This is a genomic window from Klebsiella sp. KE9456 (assembly GCF_043832615.1).
In the GTDB taxonomy this organism is placed as follows: domain Bacteria; phylum Pseudomonadota; class Gammaproteobacteria; order Enterobacterales; family Enterobacteriaceae; genus Klebsiella; species Klebsiella indica.
The window spans coordinates 42768-60017 of sequence record NZ_JBDYQK010000013.1 but is presented as its reverse complement, the minus strand read 5'-3'; the positions used below and the strand labels follow the sequence as shown (position 1 = coordinate 60017).

Genomic DNA, 17250 nt, shown 5'->3' with positions numbered 1-17250 from the left:
CAGGGAGGTACGGGCGTCCATCCGTGGGAAGATGACATTACCTGTTCTGAACTAATTATTTCCCCCAGAATGAAAATAACCGGGTTCATCTTTTAACCAGCGCCTGGGCGCACGCCCACGCTGACGACCACGCCCACTGGAAGTTATAGCCCCCCAGCCAGCCGGTGACATCCATCACCTCGCCGATAAAGAAAAGCCCTGGTACCTTACGCGCCTCCATGGTGCGCGAAGAGAGTTCATTGGTATCCACGCCGCCAAGGGTCACTTCCGCTGTGCGATAGCCTTCGGTGCCGTTCGGCTGCACGCGCCATGCGGTCAGCGTATCCACCAGCGTCTGCTGCTCACGGGGATTAAGCTGTTTCAGCGTGACGTCCGGAAGCTGGCCCAGTTGCTGCAAACACTCGACCAGACGCTTCGGCAACTGCATCGCCAGGGTGTTTTTCAGGCTCTGATTCGGATGCGCCGCGCGCTGCTCATTGAGGAAATCAGCAAGCGGGCAGTCCGGAAGCAGATTGATGCTGACAAACTCCCCAGGCTGCCAGTAGCTGGAAATTTGCAGCACCGCCGGACCGGAGAGCCCACGATGAGTGAACAACAGATTTTCGCGAAAGCGCATACCGTTTGCCGCGGTGATGGTTGACGGAACCGATACCCCGGAAAGCACCTGCAACTGTTCCAGCAGCGGCTTATGCAACGTGAACGGCACCAGCCCGGCGCGGGTCGGCAGCACTTTCAGGCCGAACTGTTCAGCAAGCTGATACCCGAACGGAGAAGCGCCCAGACCGGGCATGGACAGGCCGCCGGAGGCGACCACCAGACTTTTCGCCGCCACCGTATCACCGTTAAGTTGCAGGGTGTAACCTTCGTCATCCCGCTCAACACAAAGAATCTCGGTGCGCAGGCGAATTTGCACCCCGCCCTTTTCACACTCCGCCAGCAGGAGGTTAACGATTTGCCCGGCGGAATCATCACAAAAAAGCTGGCCTAAGGTCTTCTCATGCCAGGCAATACCGTATTTACCAACCAGGTCGATAAAGTCCCACTGCGTGTAACGTGCCAGCGCGGATTTACAAAAATGTGGGTTTTGGCTGAGATATGCCGCGGGTTCGATATTGATGTTAGTAAAATTACAGCGGCCACCGCCGGACATCAGAATTTTGCGCCCAGGTTTTTTACCATTATCGATCAACAGTACGCGGCAGCCCGCCTGCCCTGCCTGCGCTGCACAAAACATTCCCGCCGCTCCGGCGCCGATTACAATGGCATCAAACCTTTCCACACAACATTCCTCATATCCCGATTGTCGGGAATTGTAAATTTTTCACTCTGGTCGCACCAGAATGAAAAAAACACTTTTATGTACCTTGTTGAAAGATATAGGAATACTCCCAACGGGCTACAATTAAAACAGAAAGAAAATCAAAAAAGTCTACATTTCACTTTGCCCGCACAGCCAAAGTCACTGATAATGCGCCGCGTTCATGTCCTCAAAATGGCGTAACGTCCTATGCTACATTTATTCGCCGGTCTGGATTTACATACCGGGATACTATTATTGCTTGCTCTGGCTTTCGTGCTTTTTTACGAAGCGATTAATGGGTTTCATGATACCGCAAACGCAGTTGCAACGGTGATTTACACGCGTGCAATACGGTCTCAGCTTGCGGTAGCAATGGCAGCCCTGTTTAACTTCTTCGGCGTTCTGCTGGGCGGTCTTAGCGTAGCCTATGCCATTGTGCATATGCTGCCGACCGACTTACTGCTTAATATGGGTTCAGCTCATGGCCTCGCCATGGTTTTCTCCATGTTGCTCGCAGCAATCATCTGGAACCTCGGAACCTGGTACTTCGGCCTCCCGGCCTCCAGCTCGCACACGCTGATCGGCGCGATCATCGGCATTGGTTTAACCAATGCGCTAATGACCGGCACCTCAGTCGTCGATGCACTGAACATCCCGAAAGTCATCGGTATTTTTGGTTCGCTTATTATCTCGCCAATCGTTGGCCTGGTGATCGCGGGCGGGCTGATTTTCCTTCTGCGTCGTTACTGGAGCGGGACGAAAAAGCGTGCCCGTATTCACCTGACGCCTGCCGAACGAGAAAAGAAAGACGGTAAGAAAAAACCCCCGTTCTGGACACGTATTGCGCTGATTCTGTCCGCCATTGGCGTGGCATTCTCGCACGGCGCCAACGATGGTCAGAAAGGCATTGGTCTGGTAATGCTGGTGCTCATCGGCGTTGCGCCAGCGGGCTTCGTGGTCAATATGAACGCGTCCGGTTACGAAATCACCCGTACTCGCGATGCAGTCAACAACGTGGAAAACTTCTTCCAGCAGCGCGCTGATCTGTTGCAAATTGCAACCGGCGCGGAGCAGCTCATCCCGCCACCGGAAGCAACTGCCGCAAACGGCGAGTTCCACTGCCACCCGGCGAACACCATTAACGCACTTGACCGCGTGAAGACAATGCTGACCGGCATCGAAAGCTACGATGCGCTCACCGTGGAACAGCGCAGCCATCTGCGTCGTATTATGCTCTGCATCGCCGATACCACGGATAAAGTGGCGAAGCTGCCGGAAGTGAGCGCCGATGATAAACGTCTGCTGAAGAAACTGAAAACCGATATGTTGAGTACCATTGAGTACGCGCCTATCTGGATTATTATGGCAGTGGCTCTGGCACTCGGTATCGGCACCATGATCGGCTGGCGTCGCGTGGCCACCACCATCGGCGAAAAAATTGGTAAAAAAGGGATGACTTATGCACAGGGTATGTCAGCCCAGATGACCGCCGCCGTCTCAATCGGTCTGGCGAGCTACACCGGGATGCCTGTTTCTACCACCCACGTCCTCTCCTCCTCGGTGGCAGGAACAATGCTTGTTGATGGCGGCGGGCTGCAGAAGAAAACCGTCACCAGTATTCTGATGGCATGGGTACTGACCTTGCCCGCAGCGATTCTGCTGTCAAGCGCGCTGTACTGGCTTGCGCTGCAGATTATCTAAACGCATACGCCATATACAGACCTGATATATTTCAGGTTGCAGAAAGGCCACGCGTCCTCAGGAGCACGAATATCGGTGTGACTGGGGACGCGTCTTTTCGGGGTCAGCGCAAGTGTGTTCAACGCAGTTAATTGTTTTGCCTGCCACGCGCGTGATGCGGCTATCGTCTGTTTTTTATGCCCCTCAACACGCGAATCGCCACAAATTCATCGCTGGTGTTATACGCATCATGAAGCCGGGATCAATTTTTTGCTTTAACCAGACTAGTGCCAGATAAGCAGGGCAATCATACTCACCAGGACCAGGCCACATAACGCGCTGGTAAGAATAAATTGCCGCCGAACCCGCTCGCAGCGACGGATAAACTCATCATCATGGTGATCGCGGTAGCGCTGGGCGTAGATATACCATACCAGACGCATCTGTTTGCTGGGTTGCCCATGCGATGTGAAAAAACCACCGCCATCAACATATTGATAGAGCAAAGGGTCACAACCACGTAGCACAATCAATAATGCACGCAGTGACGAGAAGTAGCGTGCCATATTCACCACACAAACAATACACAGGGCCCAAAACAGCGCAATAGTGCTGATCATACTTCCTCCCCGGCGACCTGTCCTCAGAGGCTTCCTCCGGGACTACCGCTCCCCAATATCAAACCGACTGTAGTGTTAAAGAGTGCGATTCCGATCACTTTTATTTATCCGACCGGCTCATTAAATAGTGTAGGAGATCAGTTAATTTTTTTACCACATCGTTAACCATTATCAATGCATAAGTCAGATATATTTGTTTAACTGTTTGTTGAACAAGGTGGATTGACGGATCGCAAGGGGCACTATAAGGTAGAAATATCTTCTACAATTAAGTCTTTAAGGACTCCCCCGCGCGTGTAGCACGCAGGACGCGGGCGAAACGGCAGCACAGGCTGTCAGGTCCAATGGTCATCGACAACTTATGGAAGGAGTAACACTATGGCTTATAAACATATCCTTATTGCAGTAGACCTGTCCCCGGAAAGCAAAGTTCTGGTCGAAAAAGCCGTTTCTATGGCTCGTCCTTATAATGCAAAAATTTCCCTGATCCACGTGGATGTAAATTACTCCGATCTCTACACCGGGCTTATTGATGTCAATCTGGGCGACATGCAGAAACGCATTTCCGAAGAGACTCACCACGCATTAAACGAACTCTCTACAAACGCCGGCTATCCGATCACTGAAACCCTGAGTGGTAGCGGCGATCTTGGTCAGGTTCTCGTTGATGCGATTAAAAAATATGATATGGATCTGGTGGTTTGCGGTCATCATCAGGATTTCTGGAGCAAGCTGATGTCTTCTGCTCGTCAGCTCATCAATACCGTTCACGTCGATATGCTCATTGTTCCACTGCGTGACGAAGAAGAGGAATAAACAGAGGGTTACTTAACTTCACTGATGACCAACGCCCGCTTATGCGGGCATTTTGCAGCCAAAAATCATCGGATAAATAATCCCTATTCCATTGTCCCGGCATAAATATCGAACCGGTGACCTTTGGTCACCACTGCGTTTGGCGTCGCGACATCCGCCAGCGGCGGCGCGTAATCCGGGCGTTTGACCACCACGCGTTTGGTCGCCAACAGACGCGCCGGTTGCAACAGACCATCAGCATCCAAATCCGCTCCCACCAGCGACTGAAACACCCGCATCTCTTTCTTCACCAGCGCGCTTTTCTGCTTATGGGGAAACATCGGATCAAGATAGACCACCTGCGGACGCGGCGTGATATCGGTCAGCGCCGTCAGGCTGGAGGCGTGGATCAGTTGCAAACGCGCCTGCAACCACGGACCAATTTCCGCATCCGCATAGCCGCGCGCCAGGCCGTCGTCGAGCAGCGCTGCGACGACCGGATTACGCTCCAGCATCCGCACGCGACAGCCGACGGAAGCCAGCACAAAAGCATCGCGCCCCAGCCCCGCCGTGGCGTCGACCACATCCGGCAGATAGCCGCCCTTAATTCCGACCGCTTTCGCCACCGCCTCGCCGCGACCGCCGCCGAACCTGCGTCGATGAGCCATCGCCCCGCCGACAAAATCAACGAAAATGCCGCCCAGCTTCGGCTCGTCACGCTTACGCAGTTCCAGATGCGCTGGCGTCATCACCAGCGCCATCGGATTGTCATCATCCTGCTCCAGCCCCCAGCGAGCGGCAAGAACAGATAAGGCGCCGTCTCCGGCGCCCGTTTCATCAATTAAGCAGATCTTCACTCAATCAGCCTTTGATCCCATAATGCGCCAGCATCGCATCCAGTTGCGGCTCACGGCCACGGAAGCGTTTAAACAGCACCATCGGCTCTTCGGAACCACCGCGGCTGAGGATGTTGTCGAGGAACGACTGTCCGGTTTCGCGATTGAAAATACCCTCTTCTTCGAAGCGCGAGAAGGCATCCGCCGCCAGCACGTCGGCCCACAAATAGCTGTAGTAACCCGCCGCATAACCACCCGCAAAGATATGGCTGAAGGCATGGGGGAAACGGCCCCACGACGGCCCGGGAATCAACGCGACCTGCTGCTTAATTTCCGCCAGCGTCTCCAGAATCTTCGCGCCCTGTTCCGGGATAAATTCCGCATGCAGACGGAAATCGAACAGCCCAAACTCAAGCTGACGGAGGATAAACATCGCCGCCTGGTAGTTTTTCGCCGCCAGCATTTTATTCAGCAGTTCCTGCGGCAGCGGTTCGCCGGTTTCATAATGACCGGAGATAAACGCCAGCGCCTCCGGCTCCCAGCACCAGTTTTCCATAAACTGGCTCGGCAACTCGACCGCATCCCACGGCACCCCGCTGATGCCGGAAACCCCGGCGGTGTCGATACGGGTCAGCATATGGTGCAGACCGTGGCCGAACTCGTGGAACAGGGTGATCACTTCATCGTGAGTAAACAGCGCCGGTTTACCGTTGACCGGGCGATTAAAGTTACAGGTCAGATACGCCACCGGCTTTTGCAGCGAACCGTCCAGCTTGCGCATCTGGCCGACGCAGTCATCCATCCATGCCCCGCCGCGTTTGTGTTCGCGCGCATAGAGGTCAAGGTAGAAGCTACCGCGCAGCGCATTGTGTTCATCGTACAGTTCGAAGAAGCGGACTTCCGGATGCCAGACGTCGACATCGGTACGCTCTTTCGCGGTAATACCATAAATGCGCTTAACCACTTCGAACAGGCCATTAACGGCTTTGTTTTCCGGGAAATACGGGCGCAGTTGTTCATCGCTGATGCTGTAAAGATGCTGCTTCTGCTTTTCACTGTAGTAAGCAATATCCCACGGCTGCAGGTCATCAACGCCAAATTCCGCTTTCGCGAATGCACGCAGTTGCGCCAGCTCTTTCTCGCCCTGCGGACGGGCGCGTTTGGCCAGATCGGTCAGGAAGTCGAGCACCTGCTGCGGATTTTCCGCCATTTTGGTGGCCAGCGACTTATAGGCATAACTGTCGAAACCCAGCAGTTGCGCCAGTTCGTGGCGCAGGGCAAGAATTTCCGCCATCACCGGACTGTTATCCCATTTCCCGGCATTCGGTCCCTGGTCAGAGGCGCGGGTTGAATAGGCGCGATAAAGCTCTTCACGCAGCGCCTGGTTATCACAGTAGGTCATCACCGGCAGATAGCTCGGGATATCCAGCGTCAGCAGATAGCCTTCCTGTTCTTTCGCTTCAGCCTGTGCTTTCGCAGCGGCCAGCGCACTTTCCGGCAGCCCGGCGAGTTCCGCTTCATCGGTCACCAGCTTCGTCCAGCCCATGGTCGCGTCGAGCACATTGTTGCTGTACTGGTTACCCAGCTCAGACAGGCGCGCGGCGATTTCACCGTAGCGTTTCTGCTGCTCTTTCGCCAGGCCAATACCGGAAAGTTCAAAATCACGCAGCGCGTTATCAACCGCTTTTTTCTGCGCGGTATTCAGCGTGGCGTAGTGATCGCCGTCACGGAGATCACGGTAGGCTTTGTACAGCCCTTCATGTTGCCCAACCCAGGTGCTGTACTCGGAGAGCAGCGGCAGGGTTTGCTCGTAGGCTTCACGCAATTCCGGACTGTTTTTCACCGAATTCAGGTGGCTGACCGGAGAAAAAATACGCCCCAGCACATCGTCTACTTCCGCCAGCGGCTGGCAAAGATTTTCCCAGGTGTACGGCGCACCTTGCGCCACCGCGCGCTCTACCGCAGCCCGGCAATCATCCAGCGCTTTGGTGACCGCAGGGACCACGTGCTCAGGTTTGATCGCAGAAAATGGCGGCAATAAAAAAGGCGTCAGTAATGGATTGGTCATATTGCGCAGTCCTGTTGAAATAGGTAAATGAAACGCACATCCGGCGCTGTAGCATGAGATCTAGAATGGGGGATCGTTGGGTGAATTTCAATGTCGGGCACCGCCCGGAACGGGGTATTACTGCGATAAGTCTTCGCTCTGGGCTAAAAAGCCGGGACAGCCTCGCTGCGCCCGGCCTGTTTTATCCTCTGCTTACACCACCATCCCCAACAACAGGCAACCAATCAGGCCGCACACGGAAATAATGGTTTCCAGTACCGACCACGACTTGATGGTCTCGCCAATTGTCAGGTTGAAATACTCCTTAAACAGCCAGAAACCCGGATCGTTAACGTGAGAGAAAATAACGCTACCGGAACCAACGGCAATAACCATCAGTTCCGGGCTCACGCCGGTGGTGGCGATCAGCGGCGCGGCAATGCCGCCCGCAGTGATAGCCGCAACGGTCGCCGAACCCAGCGCGATACGCAGTACCGCGGCGATCGACCAGGCCATAAACAGCGGAGACATATTGGATTCATGCATGATAGAGGCGATGTATTTGTCCATACCGCTATCGACCAGCACCTGCTTGAAAGCGCCGCCGCCGCCAATAATCAGCAGCATCATGGCGATAATTTTGATCGAAGACGTCAGCGTGTCGTTAATCTGCTCCATTGAACGCCCACGATTGAGGCCGAAGGTAAACAGCGCTATCAGCACCGCGATCAGCGTCGCCATTACCGGATCGCCAAAGAACTCGGCAATCGGCAGGAAGGCATGACCTTTCGGCAGCACCATCTCAGCCACGGCGCGCGTCGCCATCAGAATAACCGGGACCAGCGAGGTCCAGACGCTGACGCCAAAGCCTGGCATCTCTTCTTCGGTGAACGTTTTCGGGTTATGCAGGCCTTCCGGAATCGGTTTATCGATCCCTTTCAGGAAGCGCGCATAAACCGGACCGGCCAGAATCACCGTCGGGATCGCCAGAATTGTACCAAACAGCAGCGTTTTACCCATATCCGCATGGAAAATGGTGGCAATCGCCGTTGGCCCTGGGTGTGGAGGCAGGAAGCCGTGGGTTACGGAGAGCGCGGCCGCCATCGGTACGCCGATATAGAGCAACGGAATACCGGCTGATGCGGCGATGGTAAAGACCAGCGGCAGCATCAGCACAAAGCCGACTTCATAAAACAGGGCAAAACCGACGGTAAAACCGGTCAGTACAACCGCCCACTGAATATGTTGTTTACCAAATTTAGCAATCAGAGTCGTGGCGATACGCTGCGCCCCACCGCAGTCCGCCAGCATTTTCCCGAGCATAGCGCCGAAGCCCATGATCAGCGCAAGGCTGCCGAGGGTTCCTCCAACGCCGTTTTTGATGGAGACAATCACTTTATCCAGAGGCATGCCCTGCATGAGCCCGACGGCAAGCGCCACCAGAACCAGAGCGATAAATCCGTTAAGCTTGAAACGGATCATCAACAATAATAACAGGGCAACACCGATAGCAACGATGACTAATGGCATGATTTACCTGGCCTTAATTTGTTATGGGTAACGTTATAGTTTCAACAATGACTTCATCCGTTCCAACAGGAACAAAAAATGTCTGGTGCCATAAAACCTGGCGTTATCCTTACCCAGAGAAAGGATAGCCGACTATTTTTTAACCTATGGCATCTGTTTTGAATGATACGGGTAACATATAAAGTTTGAGAATCACTTTGCCGGTAAAAATGTCAAATATGAGACTTAAGTCATGCTCTTTGCCCGGTTTTTGCAGAGATGTCTGGAGGGGATGTTGTGCGGTAACGCAAAAAACAGCCCAACAGCGAAGAGGCTATTGGGCCGGGAGGGTCCAGGCTGTGTTCCGTAATCCTGTGGGAAACAGCCTAGTAGTAGGAGTGCTCGCCGCGCTGGTGCTCGGTCAGATCGCGCACGCCTTTCAGTTCCGGGAATTCGTTCAGCAATTGCTTCTCGATCCCCTCTTTCAGGGTGACATCCACCATCGAGCAGCCGTTGCAGCCGCCGCCGAATTGCAGAATCGCCAGCCCGTCCTCGGTGATTTCCATCAGCGATACGCGCCCGCCGTGACCGGCTAGCTGCGGGTTAATCTGCGACTGTAACAGGTACTCGACACGCTCCATCAGCGGCGCATCGTCAGACACTTTGCGCATTTTGGCGTTTGGCGCTTTCAGCGTCAGCTGCGAGCCAAGCTGGTCGGTAACAAAATCAATTTCAGCGTCTTCAAGGTACGGCGCGCTAAGTTCATCGACATAAGCGGTCAGTTGCTCAAACTTCAGCGCAGTATCGCTGTCTTCCACCGCATCCGGCGGGCAATAGGAAACACCGCACTCGGCGTTTGGGGTACCGGGATTGATCACAAATACGCGAATTTGCGTCCCTTCTTCCTGATTTGCCAGCAGTTTGGCAAAGTGCGCTTGTGCAGCATCGGAAATACGGATCATAGCGTTGGCCTAATAGTTGACTATTTTACTGGGTTATAATACGCCCATCTGCAGGGGTCTACAAGGTACGGCATATACACCATACCTGAACCGTCGCGGCGCCGTTTCGCAAAAGCAGGCGGGATATCTCAGCGACGGTACTTCCGGTTGTGACGACATCATCCACAATGGCGATATGGTGACCCTGCACCGACAATTCAAGCTGAAAGGCGTTTTTCAGGTTCTGTTTACGCAATCTGGCGCTGAGCTGATGTTGATTGGCAGTACGACGCTGGCGTGTTAGCGCATCGCTACGCCAGGCGCAGCCTGTCCAGCGCGCCAGCGGACGGCACAGCAGATCGCTTTGATTAAACCCCCGCCGCCACTGGCGCCGTTGCCAGAGCGGGACGCTAATAATCCGGTCCGGACGAGGGAGAACCCGACTGTGATAGATTCGCAACAGGAGCAAACGCGCCAGCGCCGGCGCCAGTTCAGGCCGATGATGAAATTTCAACTGGTGAATCAGGCGGCTCAGTGGCGGACAATAGTCATTGACGGTCACCAGCCGCTGCCATGGCGGCGGTTTTTGCAGGCATCGTCCACAGGGCAACGCGCTTGCCTGAGCCGGCAGACCACACTGCGGGCAGAGCGGCACAGAAACCCGCAGCGCTGACGTGCAGCGTGAGCAGATTCCCCAGCGGGCGATGGCCAGCGGCATTTGACATAGCCAGCATAAGCTGTGTGCTGTTAGCATATTTCCCCTCATATTGTGGAAAGAGAACAGTAACTGATGAAAGAGATCTGGTGGCAAACCGCTGGTGAAGGAAACTGTCATCTTGTGCTGCTGCACGGATGGGGGCTGAATGCCCAGGTGTGGGATTGCATCGCGCCGCAACTGGCCTCGCATTTTACACTGCACCTCGTCGACCTTCCGGGCTATGGCCGCAGCGGCGGTTTTGGCACCCTGTCGCTGGAGGAGATGGCGCAGCGGGTGCTGGCCAACGCGCCAGAGAAAGCGATTTGGCTCGGCTGGAGCCTGGGCGGGCTGGTTGCAAGCCAGATTGCATTAACTTATCCGGAACGCGTACAGGCGCTGGTGACCGTCGCTTCTTCTCCCTGTTTTAGCGCTTACGCGAGCTGGCCAGGAATTAAACCCGACGTGTTGAGCGGTTTCCAGCAGCAGCTCAGCGAAGATTTTCAGCGTACCGTGGAACGTTTTCTGGCGCTGCAAACCCTGGGCACCGAGAGCGCCCGTCAGGACGCCAGGGCATTGAAAAGTGCCGTGCTGTCGTTGCCGATGCCATCGCCGGAGGTATTAAACGGCGGGCTGGAGATCCTCAAAACCGCCGATTTACGCCAGCCGTTGACGACGCTCACCATGCCGTTTTTGCGCATGTATGGTCGTCTGGATGGTCTGGTCCCGCGTAAAATCATCCCGCTTCTCGACGCCATGTGGCCGGGAAGTGCGTCGATCATCTTCGATAAAGCCGCTCATGCGCCGTTTATTTCCCATCCACAGGCGTTTTGTGCCCCACTGGTGGCGCTGAAGAATCAGTGGGAACATTGTGTTTAGCTGAATGGGATAAAAAGCTGGGCCGCAATACGTAGCCTGTTACGGTGATTGGCTCTTTTACATGTACATGGCTACCCGGAGGCGGCGAACTGCGCCTCCGGGTTACCGCACGGAGCGGTACCGTCGCCTGATCAGCGTAGCGACCACCACTCTCGCAGACAGGCCTTGCCTTCCGGGCAGTTTTTACAACTGCCGGAGAGGCAGCCCGTGGCATCTTCCGTCATTTTTACCGCTTTACCCATCGCTTCCAGGCGGCGCAGCATGGCATCAATTAACGGCTGTGGCGTGTGCAGGCGAACGCTCAGTTGCTCTGCCTCCATCCGCCCTTGCAGGGCCAGCATATTACGAACGTCAATTAACGACGCCATTATCGCTCCTTAGTGGCAATCGCCAGCCGGGCTATGGCAGCAGGAGGATGGGGTTTTTCGCGTCGCCAGCAGCGAAATCTCCACCCGGCTACGCGCTCTGCGCAACAGGCCAAAAACCACAATATTGAACACGATCACCGCCAGAATGCACGCCAGGCTATAGCGCGGATGCTGGCTGAAGCTGACGCTCTGGTAGTACAACGTGGCGATCGAATAGGCGACATTCAGCCCCCACAAAATGGAGAAGGACATCCAGCCACGGCTCGATTCGCGAGCAATCGCCCCCATCACCGAAATACAGGGAATATAGAGCAGAACGAAAATCAGGTAGCTGTATGCCGCCGCCGCGCTGCCGAATTTGCTGCTCATCACCCCCATCGCGCCGGTTTCCATTTCGCCATCGCCTTTGCTGGCTTCTATCGGGTTCGCCAGCACGCTCAGGCTGAACGTATCCTTCAGGCTCTGCCAGGTTTCATCCACTGCGGCCAGCAGCTCATCGCCAAGGTTAAACGCCTGCGGATCAAACTCCGCATTCTGGATATCTTCCGCGGTGTAGAGAGTATTCAGCGTCCCCACCACCACTTCCTTCGCCATCGCGCCGGTAAACAGGCCGACGGTCGCCTGCCAGTTATCGTCATGTACGCCAATCGGCTTAAACACGGGGGTGATGATACGGCTGACCGATGCCAGCGCCGAATCGTTAATGTTATCGACCACCTTCCCGCTTAACGAGAAGCTGTTCAGCGCGCTAAGGAAGATACTGACAACGACGATGACTTTACCCGCCCGTAGCACAAAGCCTTTCAGGCGCTGCCAGGTCTGAATAATCAGGCTTTTCACGTGTGGGACATGATACACCGGCAGTTCCATCACAAATGGTGAAGCTTCGCCGCGCATAATGGTGTGTTTCAACATTAAACCCGTGGCAATCGCCATCACGATCCCCAGTACATACAGCGAGAAGACCGCCAGCGCGCCATCCTGCCCAAAGAAGGCGGCAGCGAAAACGGCAAAAATCGCCAGCCGCGCGCCGCAGGACATAAACGGCGCCATCATAATGGTCATCAGGCGCTCACGCGGCGCATCAAGCGTACGCGCGCCCATCACCGACGGTACGTTACAGCCAAAACCAACAATTAGCGGCACAAAGGATTTTCCCGGTAGCCCCAGCGCCTGCATCAGACGGTCCATTACAAACGCCGCCCGTGCCATATAGCCGGAATCTTCAAGGAAAGAGAGAAACAGGTACATCATGCCGATCTGCGGCACCAGCGGCAGCACGGTGTTGATACCGCCGCCAATCCCCTGGGCAAGAAAGACCGTCAACCAGTCCGGGAAATGCAGCGTATAGCCAATCCACTGAATGCCGTGGATAAAGATGGCCACGGAACCGGCATCGAAGAACGGCTGTAACGCGCCGCCGATATTGATCGCCAGTAAAAACATCAGATACATGACAAACAGAAAAATCGGCAGCCCAAGAAAGCGGCTGAGGATAATTTTATCCATCGCCACAGTAAAACGACTGGGTTCGACGGTCAGAGTATTGCTGACCGCATCGCAAATCGCGGCAATACTTTGGTAACGGGCATCGGCAATATGCAGCGCCGGATCGTCCAGCGCGTCATTCAAATGCGCCAGAGCGACATCCAGTTTATGGGCGGCATCACCAGCATAGGCACGGCTATAAATGTCGCCTTCGAGCATCTGCAGACTCAGCCAACGGCGCTGACGCTGGGGAATATCCTGCGCCATAACCTGTGCCAGCTTATCTGCTTCATCCAGCAGCGGTTGCGGATAGTGCACCAGCTCAATGGACTGATTTTGCTGATGACGGTCGATAGCCATTTTTAAGGTGTCGAGACCTCGCCCACGCGTGGAAACCAGGGGAATAACCGGGCACCCAAGACGAGCGGCCAACGCATCGACATCGATACGGATGTTCTGCTTTTCCGCAATATCCAGCATATTCAGCGCAACCACGCAGGGAATACCGAGTTCCAGCAGTTGCAGGGTCAGATAGAGGTTTCGCTCCAGATTCGACGCATCGACCACGTTAATCAGCATGTCAGCATCGCCACTAAGAATATAGTGACAGGCAATTTGCTCATCCAGCGAGGTTTGTGAAGAGATGGTGGTGAGAGAATAGGTTCCGGGAAGATCAACCAGCGTGACCCGACTATCCGTCGTATTGAATCCCCCTTCTTTACGCTCAACGGTCACCCCCGACCAGTTGCCGACGCGCTGACGCGCGCCGGTAAGCTGGTTGAATAATGTTGTCTTACCGGAATTAGGATTACCAATTAAACCAATGGTTAATTTTTTCATATTCATGCTCTTAGTACCGGTCAGACATTATTGTGCAACCGCTTCCAGTTCAATTAATGCAAGATCCTTTTTACGTAATACCAGGTTAACGCGTCGGGTCTCAATATGAATAGGGTCACCAAGCGGCGCGACCCGCACCACACTAAAAGAAGAACCCGGCAACATCCCAAGAGAGAGTAATTTCTGCCGATAAGCCGGACTAATATCGCGGGAGAAACCAGTGATTTTCCACACACTATCAGGAGTGAATTGCATAGGACCTACTTATATATCGCTAACCGAAAGAGAGTACTCCGTATATGCGGAGGTGCCGCCCCAGGGGCATGTGCCCGTCATACTTCAAGCTGCATATGCGTTGGCTGCGGATGACCTGGCCTACGGCCTCACGCCTTCGGAGCCAGCGTAAGCGCTGTTCAAAACGGCTCGCCGGTTTGTCACGCAACTCGAATTATTTAGGGCATAGATAACAAGGAATCAGAATAATTACTGTAAATAATGATAATGAGAATAGTTTTTATCATCAATACATATAATACGATTGACGCTATTTTTAAACAGGAAATTGAGCTTTTGTTGATATTGAGCAAACTCTATTTTGTAACGGCCACCGGGTTAATCATTTTTCTTAATGACACAATGTTTAATTATGGTTTAGTTAGTTAACAAAATGAAAATGATAATTTTTCCTGAATCATCAGGCGCAACGCGTATTTATTAATAGATTATAAGAAAATATTAATAATTGTGTACGCAACAGGGTGAAGCGCTGAGGGAAATCGGCCCCTCAGCGAGAGAGGCCGGGAAGCGGTTAGCGTTTTTTACCCATTGCTGCGGCCAGCGCGTCCATCATCGCGCTATTGCCCGCAGGTTGCGCGTCGCGACCGCGGGGCTTCGCCGCTTTCGCTGCCGGACGATTACCCTGAGAGCGCTCGTTATTGCCGCCGCCGCGGCGGGCACTGGTTTCGCCCGGCTGTTCGTCCAGACGCATGGTCAGGGCGATGCGCTTACGCGCCAGGTCGACTTCCATGACTTTGACCTTCACAATATCGCCCGCTTTGACCACCGTGTGCGGGTCCTCAACGAACTTATTCGACAAGGAAGAGATGTGTACCAGACCATCCTGGTGGACGCCGATATCGACAAACGCGCCGAAGTTGGTAACGTTGGTGACCGCGCCTTCAAGAATCATCCCCGGTAGCAGATCGTTCATCGTCTCCACGCCATCGGCGAATTGAGCGGTTTTAAACTCCGGACGCGGATCGCGCCCCGGTTTTTCCAGCTCTTTGATGATGTCGGACACCGTCGGCACGCCGAATTTGTCGTCAGTGAAATCCACCGCTTTCAGATTGCGCAGCTCGCTGCTGTTGCCCATCAGGTCTTTTAGCGCCTGTTGGGTCGCGGCAAGAATTCGCTCAACCACCGGATAGGCTTCCGGGTGAACGGTTGAGGCATCCAGCGGGTTATCGCCATGATTGATACGCAGGAAGCCCGCGCACTGCTCAAACGCTTTCGGCCCCAGGCGGCTCACTTTCAGCAACTGCTGGCGATTCTGGAACTGACCGTTTTCATCACGCCAGGCGACGATATTCTGCGCCATCATGCGCGTTAAGCCCGCCACGCGGGTGAGCAGCGGCACGGACGCGGTGTTCAGATCGACGCCGACGGCGTTTACGCAGTCTTCCACAACGGCATCCAGTTTACGGGCAAGCTGGGTCTGGCTGACGTCGTGCTGATACTGGCCAACGCCGATGGATTTCGGATCGATTTTCACCAGTTCCGCCAGCGGATCCTGCAGACGACGAGCGATAGAAACCGCGCCGCGCAGCGAAACGTCCAGATCCGGGAACTCCAGCGCCGCCAGTTCGGAAGCGGAATACACTGATGCTCCGGCTTCGCTGACGATCACTTTCTGCGCCGTCACTTTCGGGAACTGTTTCTGCACGTCAAGGAAGAAACGCTCGGTTTCACGCGACGCCGTGCCGTTACCAATCGCCACCAGCTCAACGTTGTGTTTTTCGCACAGCGCGGCAACCGCCACCGCCGCTTTAGCCGCCTGTCCGGTATGCGGATAAATAGTATCGGTGGCGACCAGTTTGCCTGTACCGTCAACAACGGCGACTTTCACCCCGGTGCGCAGGCCCGGATCGAGGCCCATAGTCGCGCGCAGGCCAGCCGGTGCCGCCATCAGCAGGTCATGGAGGTTGCGGGCAAAGACGTTAATGGCTTCATCTTCCGCACGCTCACGCACGGAGCCCATCAGTTCGGTTTCCAGATGCATCAGCACTTTGATGCGCCATGTCCAGCTCACCACGCCTTTGCGCCAGCTATCCGCCGGAGCGTTGTTCAGACGCAGACCGAGGTGATCCTGGATGATTTGCTCGCAGTGGCTCTCTTTCGGCGGCTCATCAAATTGCGGATCGGCATTCAGCGACAGTTGCAGCACGCCTTCGTTGCGGCCACGGAACATCGCCAGCGCGCGGTGCGACGGCACGGTGGCGATCGGTTCGTGATGATCGAAATAATCACGGAATTTCGCCCCTTCCTCCTCTTTGCCACTGACGACGGTCGCCACCAGATGGGCGTTCTTCCACAGATAATCGCGCACTTTCGCCAGCAGCGCCGCATCTTCAGCGAAGCGCTCCATCAGGATATAGCGCGCGCCGTCAAGGGCCGCTTTGACGTCCGCCACGCCGTTGTCAGCGTTGATATATTTTGCCGCCTCCGTTTCCGGGGTGTGGGACGGGTCTGTCCACAGCAGGTCGGCCAGCGGTTCAAGTCCGGCTTCGATGGCGATTTGCCCGCGGGTGCGACGCTTGGGTTTGTAGGGCAGGTAGAGGTCTTCGAGTTCGGTCTTACTTAACGTGCCGTTGATGGCGTTAGCCAGCTCATCGGTCAGCTTGCCCTGTTCGCCGATGGACTTGAGGATCGCCTGGCGACGATCGTCGAGTTCACGCAGATAACCCAGGCGGGTTTCCAGATTACGCAACTGCGTGTCATCCAGACCGCCAGTGACTTCTTTACGATAGCGTGCGATAAACGGCACGGTATTCCCTTCATCAAGCAGGCGAACGGCAGCTTCTACCTGTTCAGCCCTGGCCTGAAGTTCACCCGCAATAATGCGGCAGAGCGAATCATTCATCATGAGGTTAATTCATCTTTAGGATCAAAAATCAGGGGCATAGTTATACGGACTGACACGGCAAAATACCAGCCGCGACCACAGTCTCTCGGAATGTTCCGGCGCGGATTGCGG

At 54.8% G+C, this 17250-nt stretch carries 14 protein-coding genes; 3 read left to right on the top strand and 11 right to left on the bottom strand.

The window, feature by feature from the left end; genetic code table 11:
- Positions 1–85: 85 nt before the first annotated feature.
- Positions 86–1279: an NAD(P)/FAD-dependent oxidoreductase gene (locus ABK821_RS14765; protein ID WP_343178088.1), complete on the bottom strand. Its 1194-nt coding sequence runs from the start codon at positions 1277–1279 to the stop codon at positions 86–88.
- 228 nt (positions 1280–1507) lie between these two features.
- Between ABK821_RS14765 and pitA the strand changes: the two genes are divergently transcribed.
- Complete coding sequence (gene pitA, locus ABK821_RS14760) at positions 1508–3001, top strand: inorganic phosphate transporter PitA (RefSeq protein ID WP_138359446.1); 1494 nt, start codon at positions 1508–1510, stop codon at positions 2999–3001.
- 263 nt (positions 3002–3264) lie between these two features.
- Here pitA and uspB read toward each other — a convergent pair whose 3' ends face one another.
- Entirely contained in the window at positions 3265–3600 is a 336-nt protein-coding gene (gene uspB / locus ABK821_RS14755; protein WP_138359448.1) for a universal stress protein UspB, read from the bottom strand.
- A gap of 378 nt (positions 3601–3978) precedes the next feature.
- Here uspB and uspA point away from each other — a divergent pair, with 378 nt between their 5' ends.
- A complete protein-coding gene (gene uspA / locus ABK821_RS14750) occupies positions 3979–4416 on the top strand; it encodes a universal stress protein UspA (RefSeq protein ID WP_138359450.1) in 438 nt (145 codons plus the stop codon).
- Between the two features lie 83 nt (positions 4417–4499).
- Here the strand turns inward: uspA and rsmJ are convergent, their stop codons facing one another.
- The 5 genes from rsmJ to gntX all read right to left on the bottom strand — a co-directional run bounded on the left by rsmJ (position 4500) and on the right by gntX (position 10482).
- Entirely contained in the window at positions 4500–5252 is a 753-nt protein-coding gene (gene rsmJ, locus ABK821_RS14745; protein WP_308561660.1) for a 16S rRNA (guanine(1516)-N(2))-methyltransferase RsmJ, read from the bottom strand.
- A 4-nt stretch (positions 5253–5256) separates the two neighbouring features.
- Positions 5257–7299 carry an oligopeptidase A gene (gene prlC / locus ABK821_RS14740; RefSeq protein ID WP_142503124.1) on the bottom strand — a complete coding sequence of 681 codons (2043 nt, stop codon included), beginning with the start codon at positions 7297–7299 and terminating at the stop codon, positions 5257–5259.
- Positions 7300–7491: 192 nt separating this feature from the next.
- Positions 7492–8808, bottom strand: a complete 1317-nt coding sequence (gntT, locus tag ABK821_RS14735) for a gluconate transporter (protein ID WP_138359456.1) — start codon at positions 8806–8808, stop codon at positions 7492–7494.
- Positions 8809–9173: 365 nt separating this feature from the next.
- Positions 9174–9749: a Fe-S biogenesis protein NfuA gene (nfuA, locus tag ABK821_RS14730; RefSeq protein ID WP_138359458.1), complete on the bottom strand. Its 576-nt coding sequence runs from the start codon at positions 9747–9749 to the stop codon at positions 9174–9176.
- A 58-nt stretch (positions 9750–9807) separates the two neighbouring features.
- Positions 9808–10482, bottom strand: a complete 675-nt coding sequence (gene gntX / locus ABK821_RS14725) for a DNA utilization protein GntX (RefSeq protein ID WP_138359460.1) — start codon at positions 10480–10482, stop codon at positions 9808–9810.
- 36 nt (positions 10483–10518) lie between these two features.
- Here gntX and bioH point away from each other — a divergent pair, with 36 nt between their 5' ends.
- On the top strand, positions 10519–11301 hold the full coding sequence (gene bioH / locus ABK821_RS14720) for a pimeloyl-ACP methyl ester esterase BioH (protein WP_343178090.1): 783 nt from the start codon (positions 10519–10521) through the stop codon (positions 11299–11301).
- 131 nt (positions 11302–11432) lie between these two features.
- Here bioH and feoC read toward each other — a convergent pair whose 3' ends face one another.
- The 4 genes from feoC to ABK821_RS14700 form a co-directional block, all read right to left on the bottom strand.
- The gene (gene feoC, locus ABK821_RS14715) at positions 11433–11669 is read right to left on the bottom strand and encodes a [Fe-S]-dependent transcriptional repressor FeoC (protein ID WP_142503126.1); all 237 of its coding nucleotides are present in this window, start codon (positions 11667–11669) and stop codon (positions 11433–11435) included.
- A 9-nt stretch (positions 11670–11678) separates the two neighbouring features.
- Positions 11679–13997 (bottom strand): Fe(2+) transporter permease subunit FeoB, encoded by a 2319-nt coding sequence (feoB, locus tag ABK821_RS14710; protein ID WP_395033975.1) that lies wholly within the window; start codon positions 13995–13997, stop codon positions 11679–11681.
- 27 nt (positions 13998–14024) lie between these two features.
- The gene (feoA, locus tag ABK821_RS14705; protein ID WP_138359466.1) at positions 14025–14252 is read right to left on the bottom strand and encodes a ferrous iron transporter A; all 228 of its coding nucleotides are present in this window, start codon (positions 14250–14252) and stop codon (positions 14025–14027) included.
- Positions 14253–14805: 553 nt separating this feature from the next.
- Entirely contained in the window at positions 14806–17139 is a 2334-nt protein-coding gene (locus ABK821_RS14700) for a Tex family protein (protein WP_343178092.1), read from the bottom strand.
- Positions 17140–17250 lie beyond the last annotated feature (111 nt).

Excerpts from the sequence above, each read along its gene's own strand:
- pitA (WP_138359446.1), top strand. The coding sequence starts at position 1,508 with ATGCTACATTTATTCGCCGGTCTGGATTTACATACCGGGATACTATTA.
- uspB (WP_138359448.1), bottom strand. The coding sequence starts at position 3,600 with ATGATCAGCACTATTGCGCTGTTTTGGGCCCTGTGTATTGTTTGTGTG.
- uspA (WP_138359450.1), top strand. The coding sequence starts at position 3,979 with ATGGCTTATAAACATATCCTTATTGCAGTAGACCTGTCCCCGGAAAGC.
- prlC (WP_142503124.1), bottom strand. The coding sequence starts at position 7,299 with ATGACCAATCCATTACTGACGCCTTTTTTATTGCCGCCATTTTCTGCG.
- gntT (WP_138359456.1), bottom strand. The coding sequence starts at position 8,808 with ATGCCATTAGTCATCGTTGCTATCGGTGTTGCCCTGTTATTATTGTTG.
- nfuA (WP_138359458.1), bottom strand. The coding sequence starts at position 9,749 with ATGATCCGTATTTCCGATGCTGCACAAGCGCACTTTGCCAAACTGCTG.
- gntX (WP_138359460.1), bottom strand. The coding sequence starts at position 10,482 with ATGCTAACAGCACACAGCTTATGCTGGCTATGTCAAATGCCGCTGGCC.
- bioH (WP_343178090.1), top strand. The coding sequence starts at position 10,519 with ATGAAAGAGATCTGGTGGCAAACCGCTGGTGAAGGAAACTGTCATCTT.
- feoC (WP_142503126.1), bottom strand. The coding sequence starts at position 11,669 with ATGGCGTCGTTAATTGACGTTCGTAATATGCTGGCCCTGCAAGGGCGG.
- feoB (WP_395033975.1), bottom strand. The coding sequence starts at position 13,997 with ATGAAAAAATTAACCATTGGTTTAATTGGTAATCCTAATTCCGGTAAG.
- feoA (WP_138359466.1), bottom strand. The coding sequence starts at position 14,252 with ATGCAATTCACTCCTGATAGTGTGTGGAAAATCACTGGTTTCTCCCGC.
- ABK821_RS14700 (WP_343178092.1), bottom strand. The coding sequence starts at position 17,139 with ATGATGAATGATTCGCTCTGCCGCATTATTGCGGGTGAACTTCAGGCC.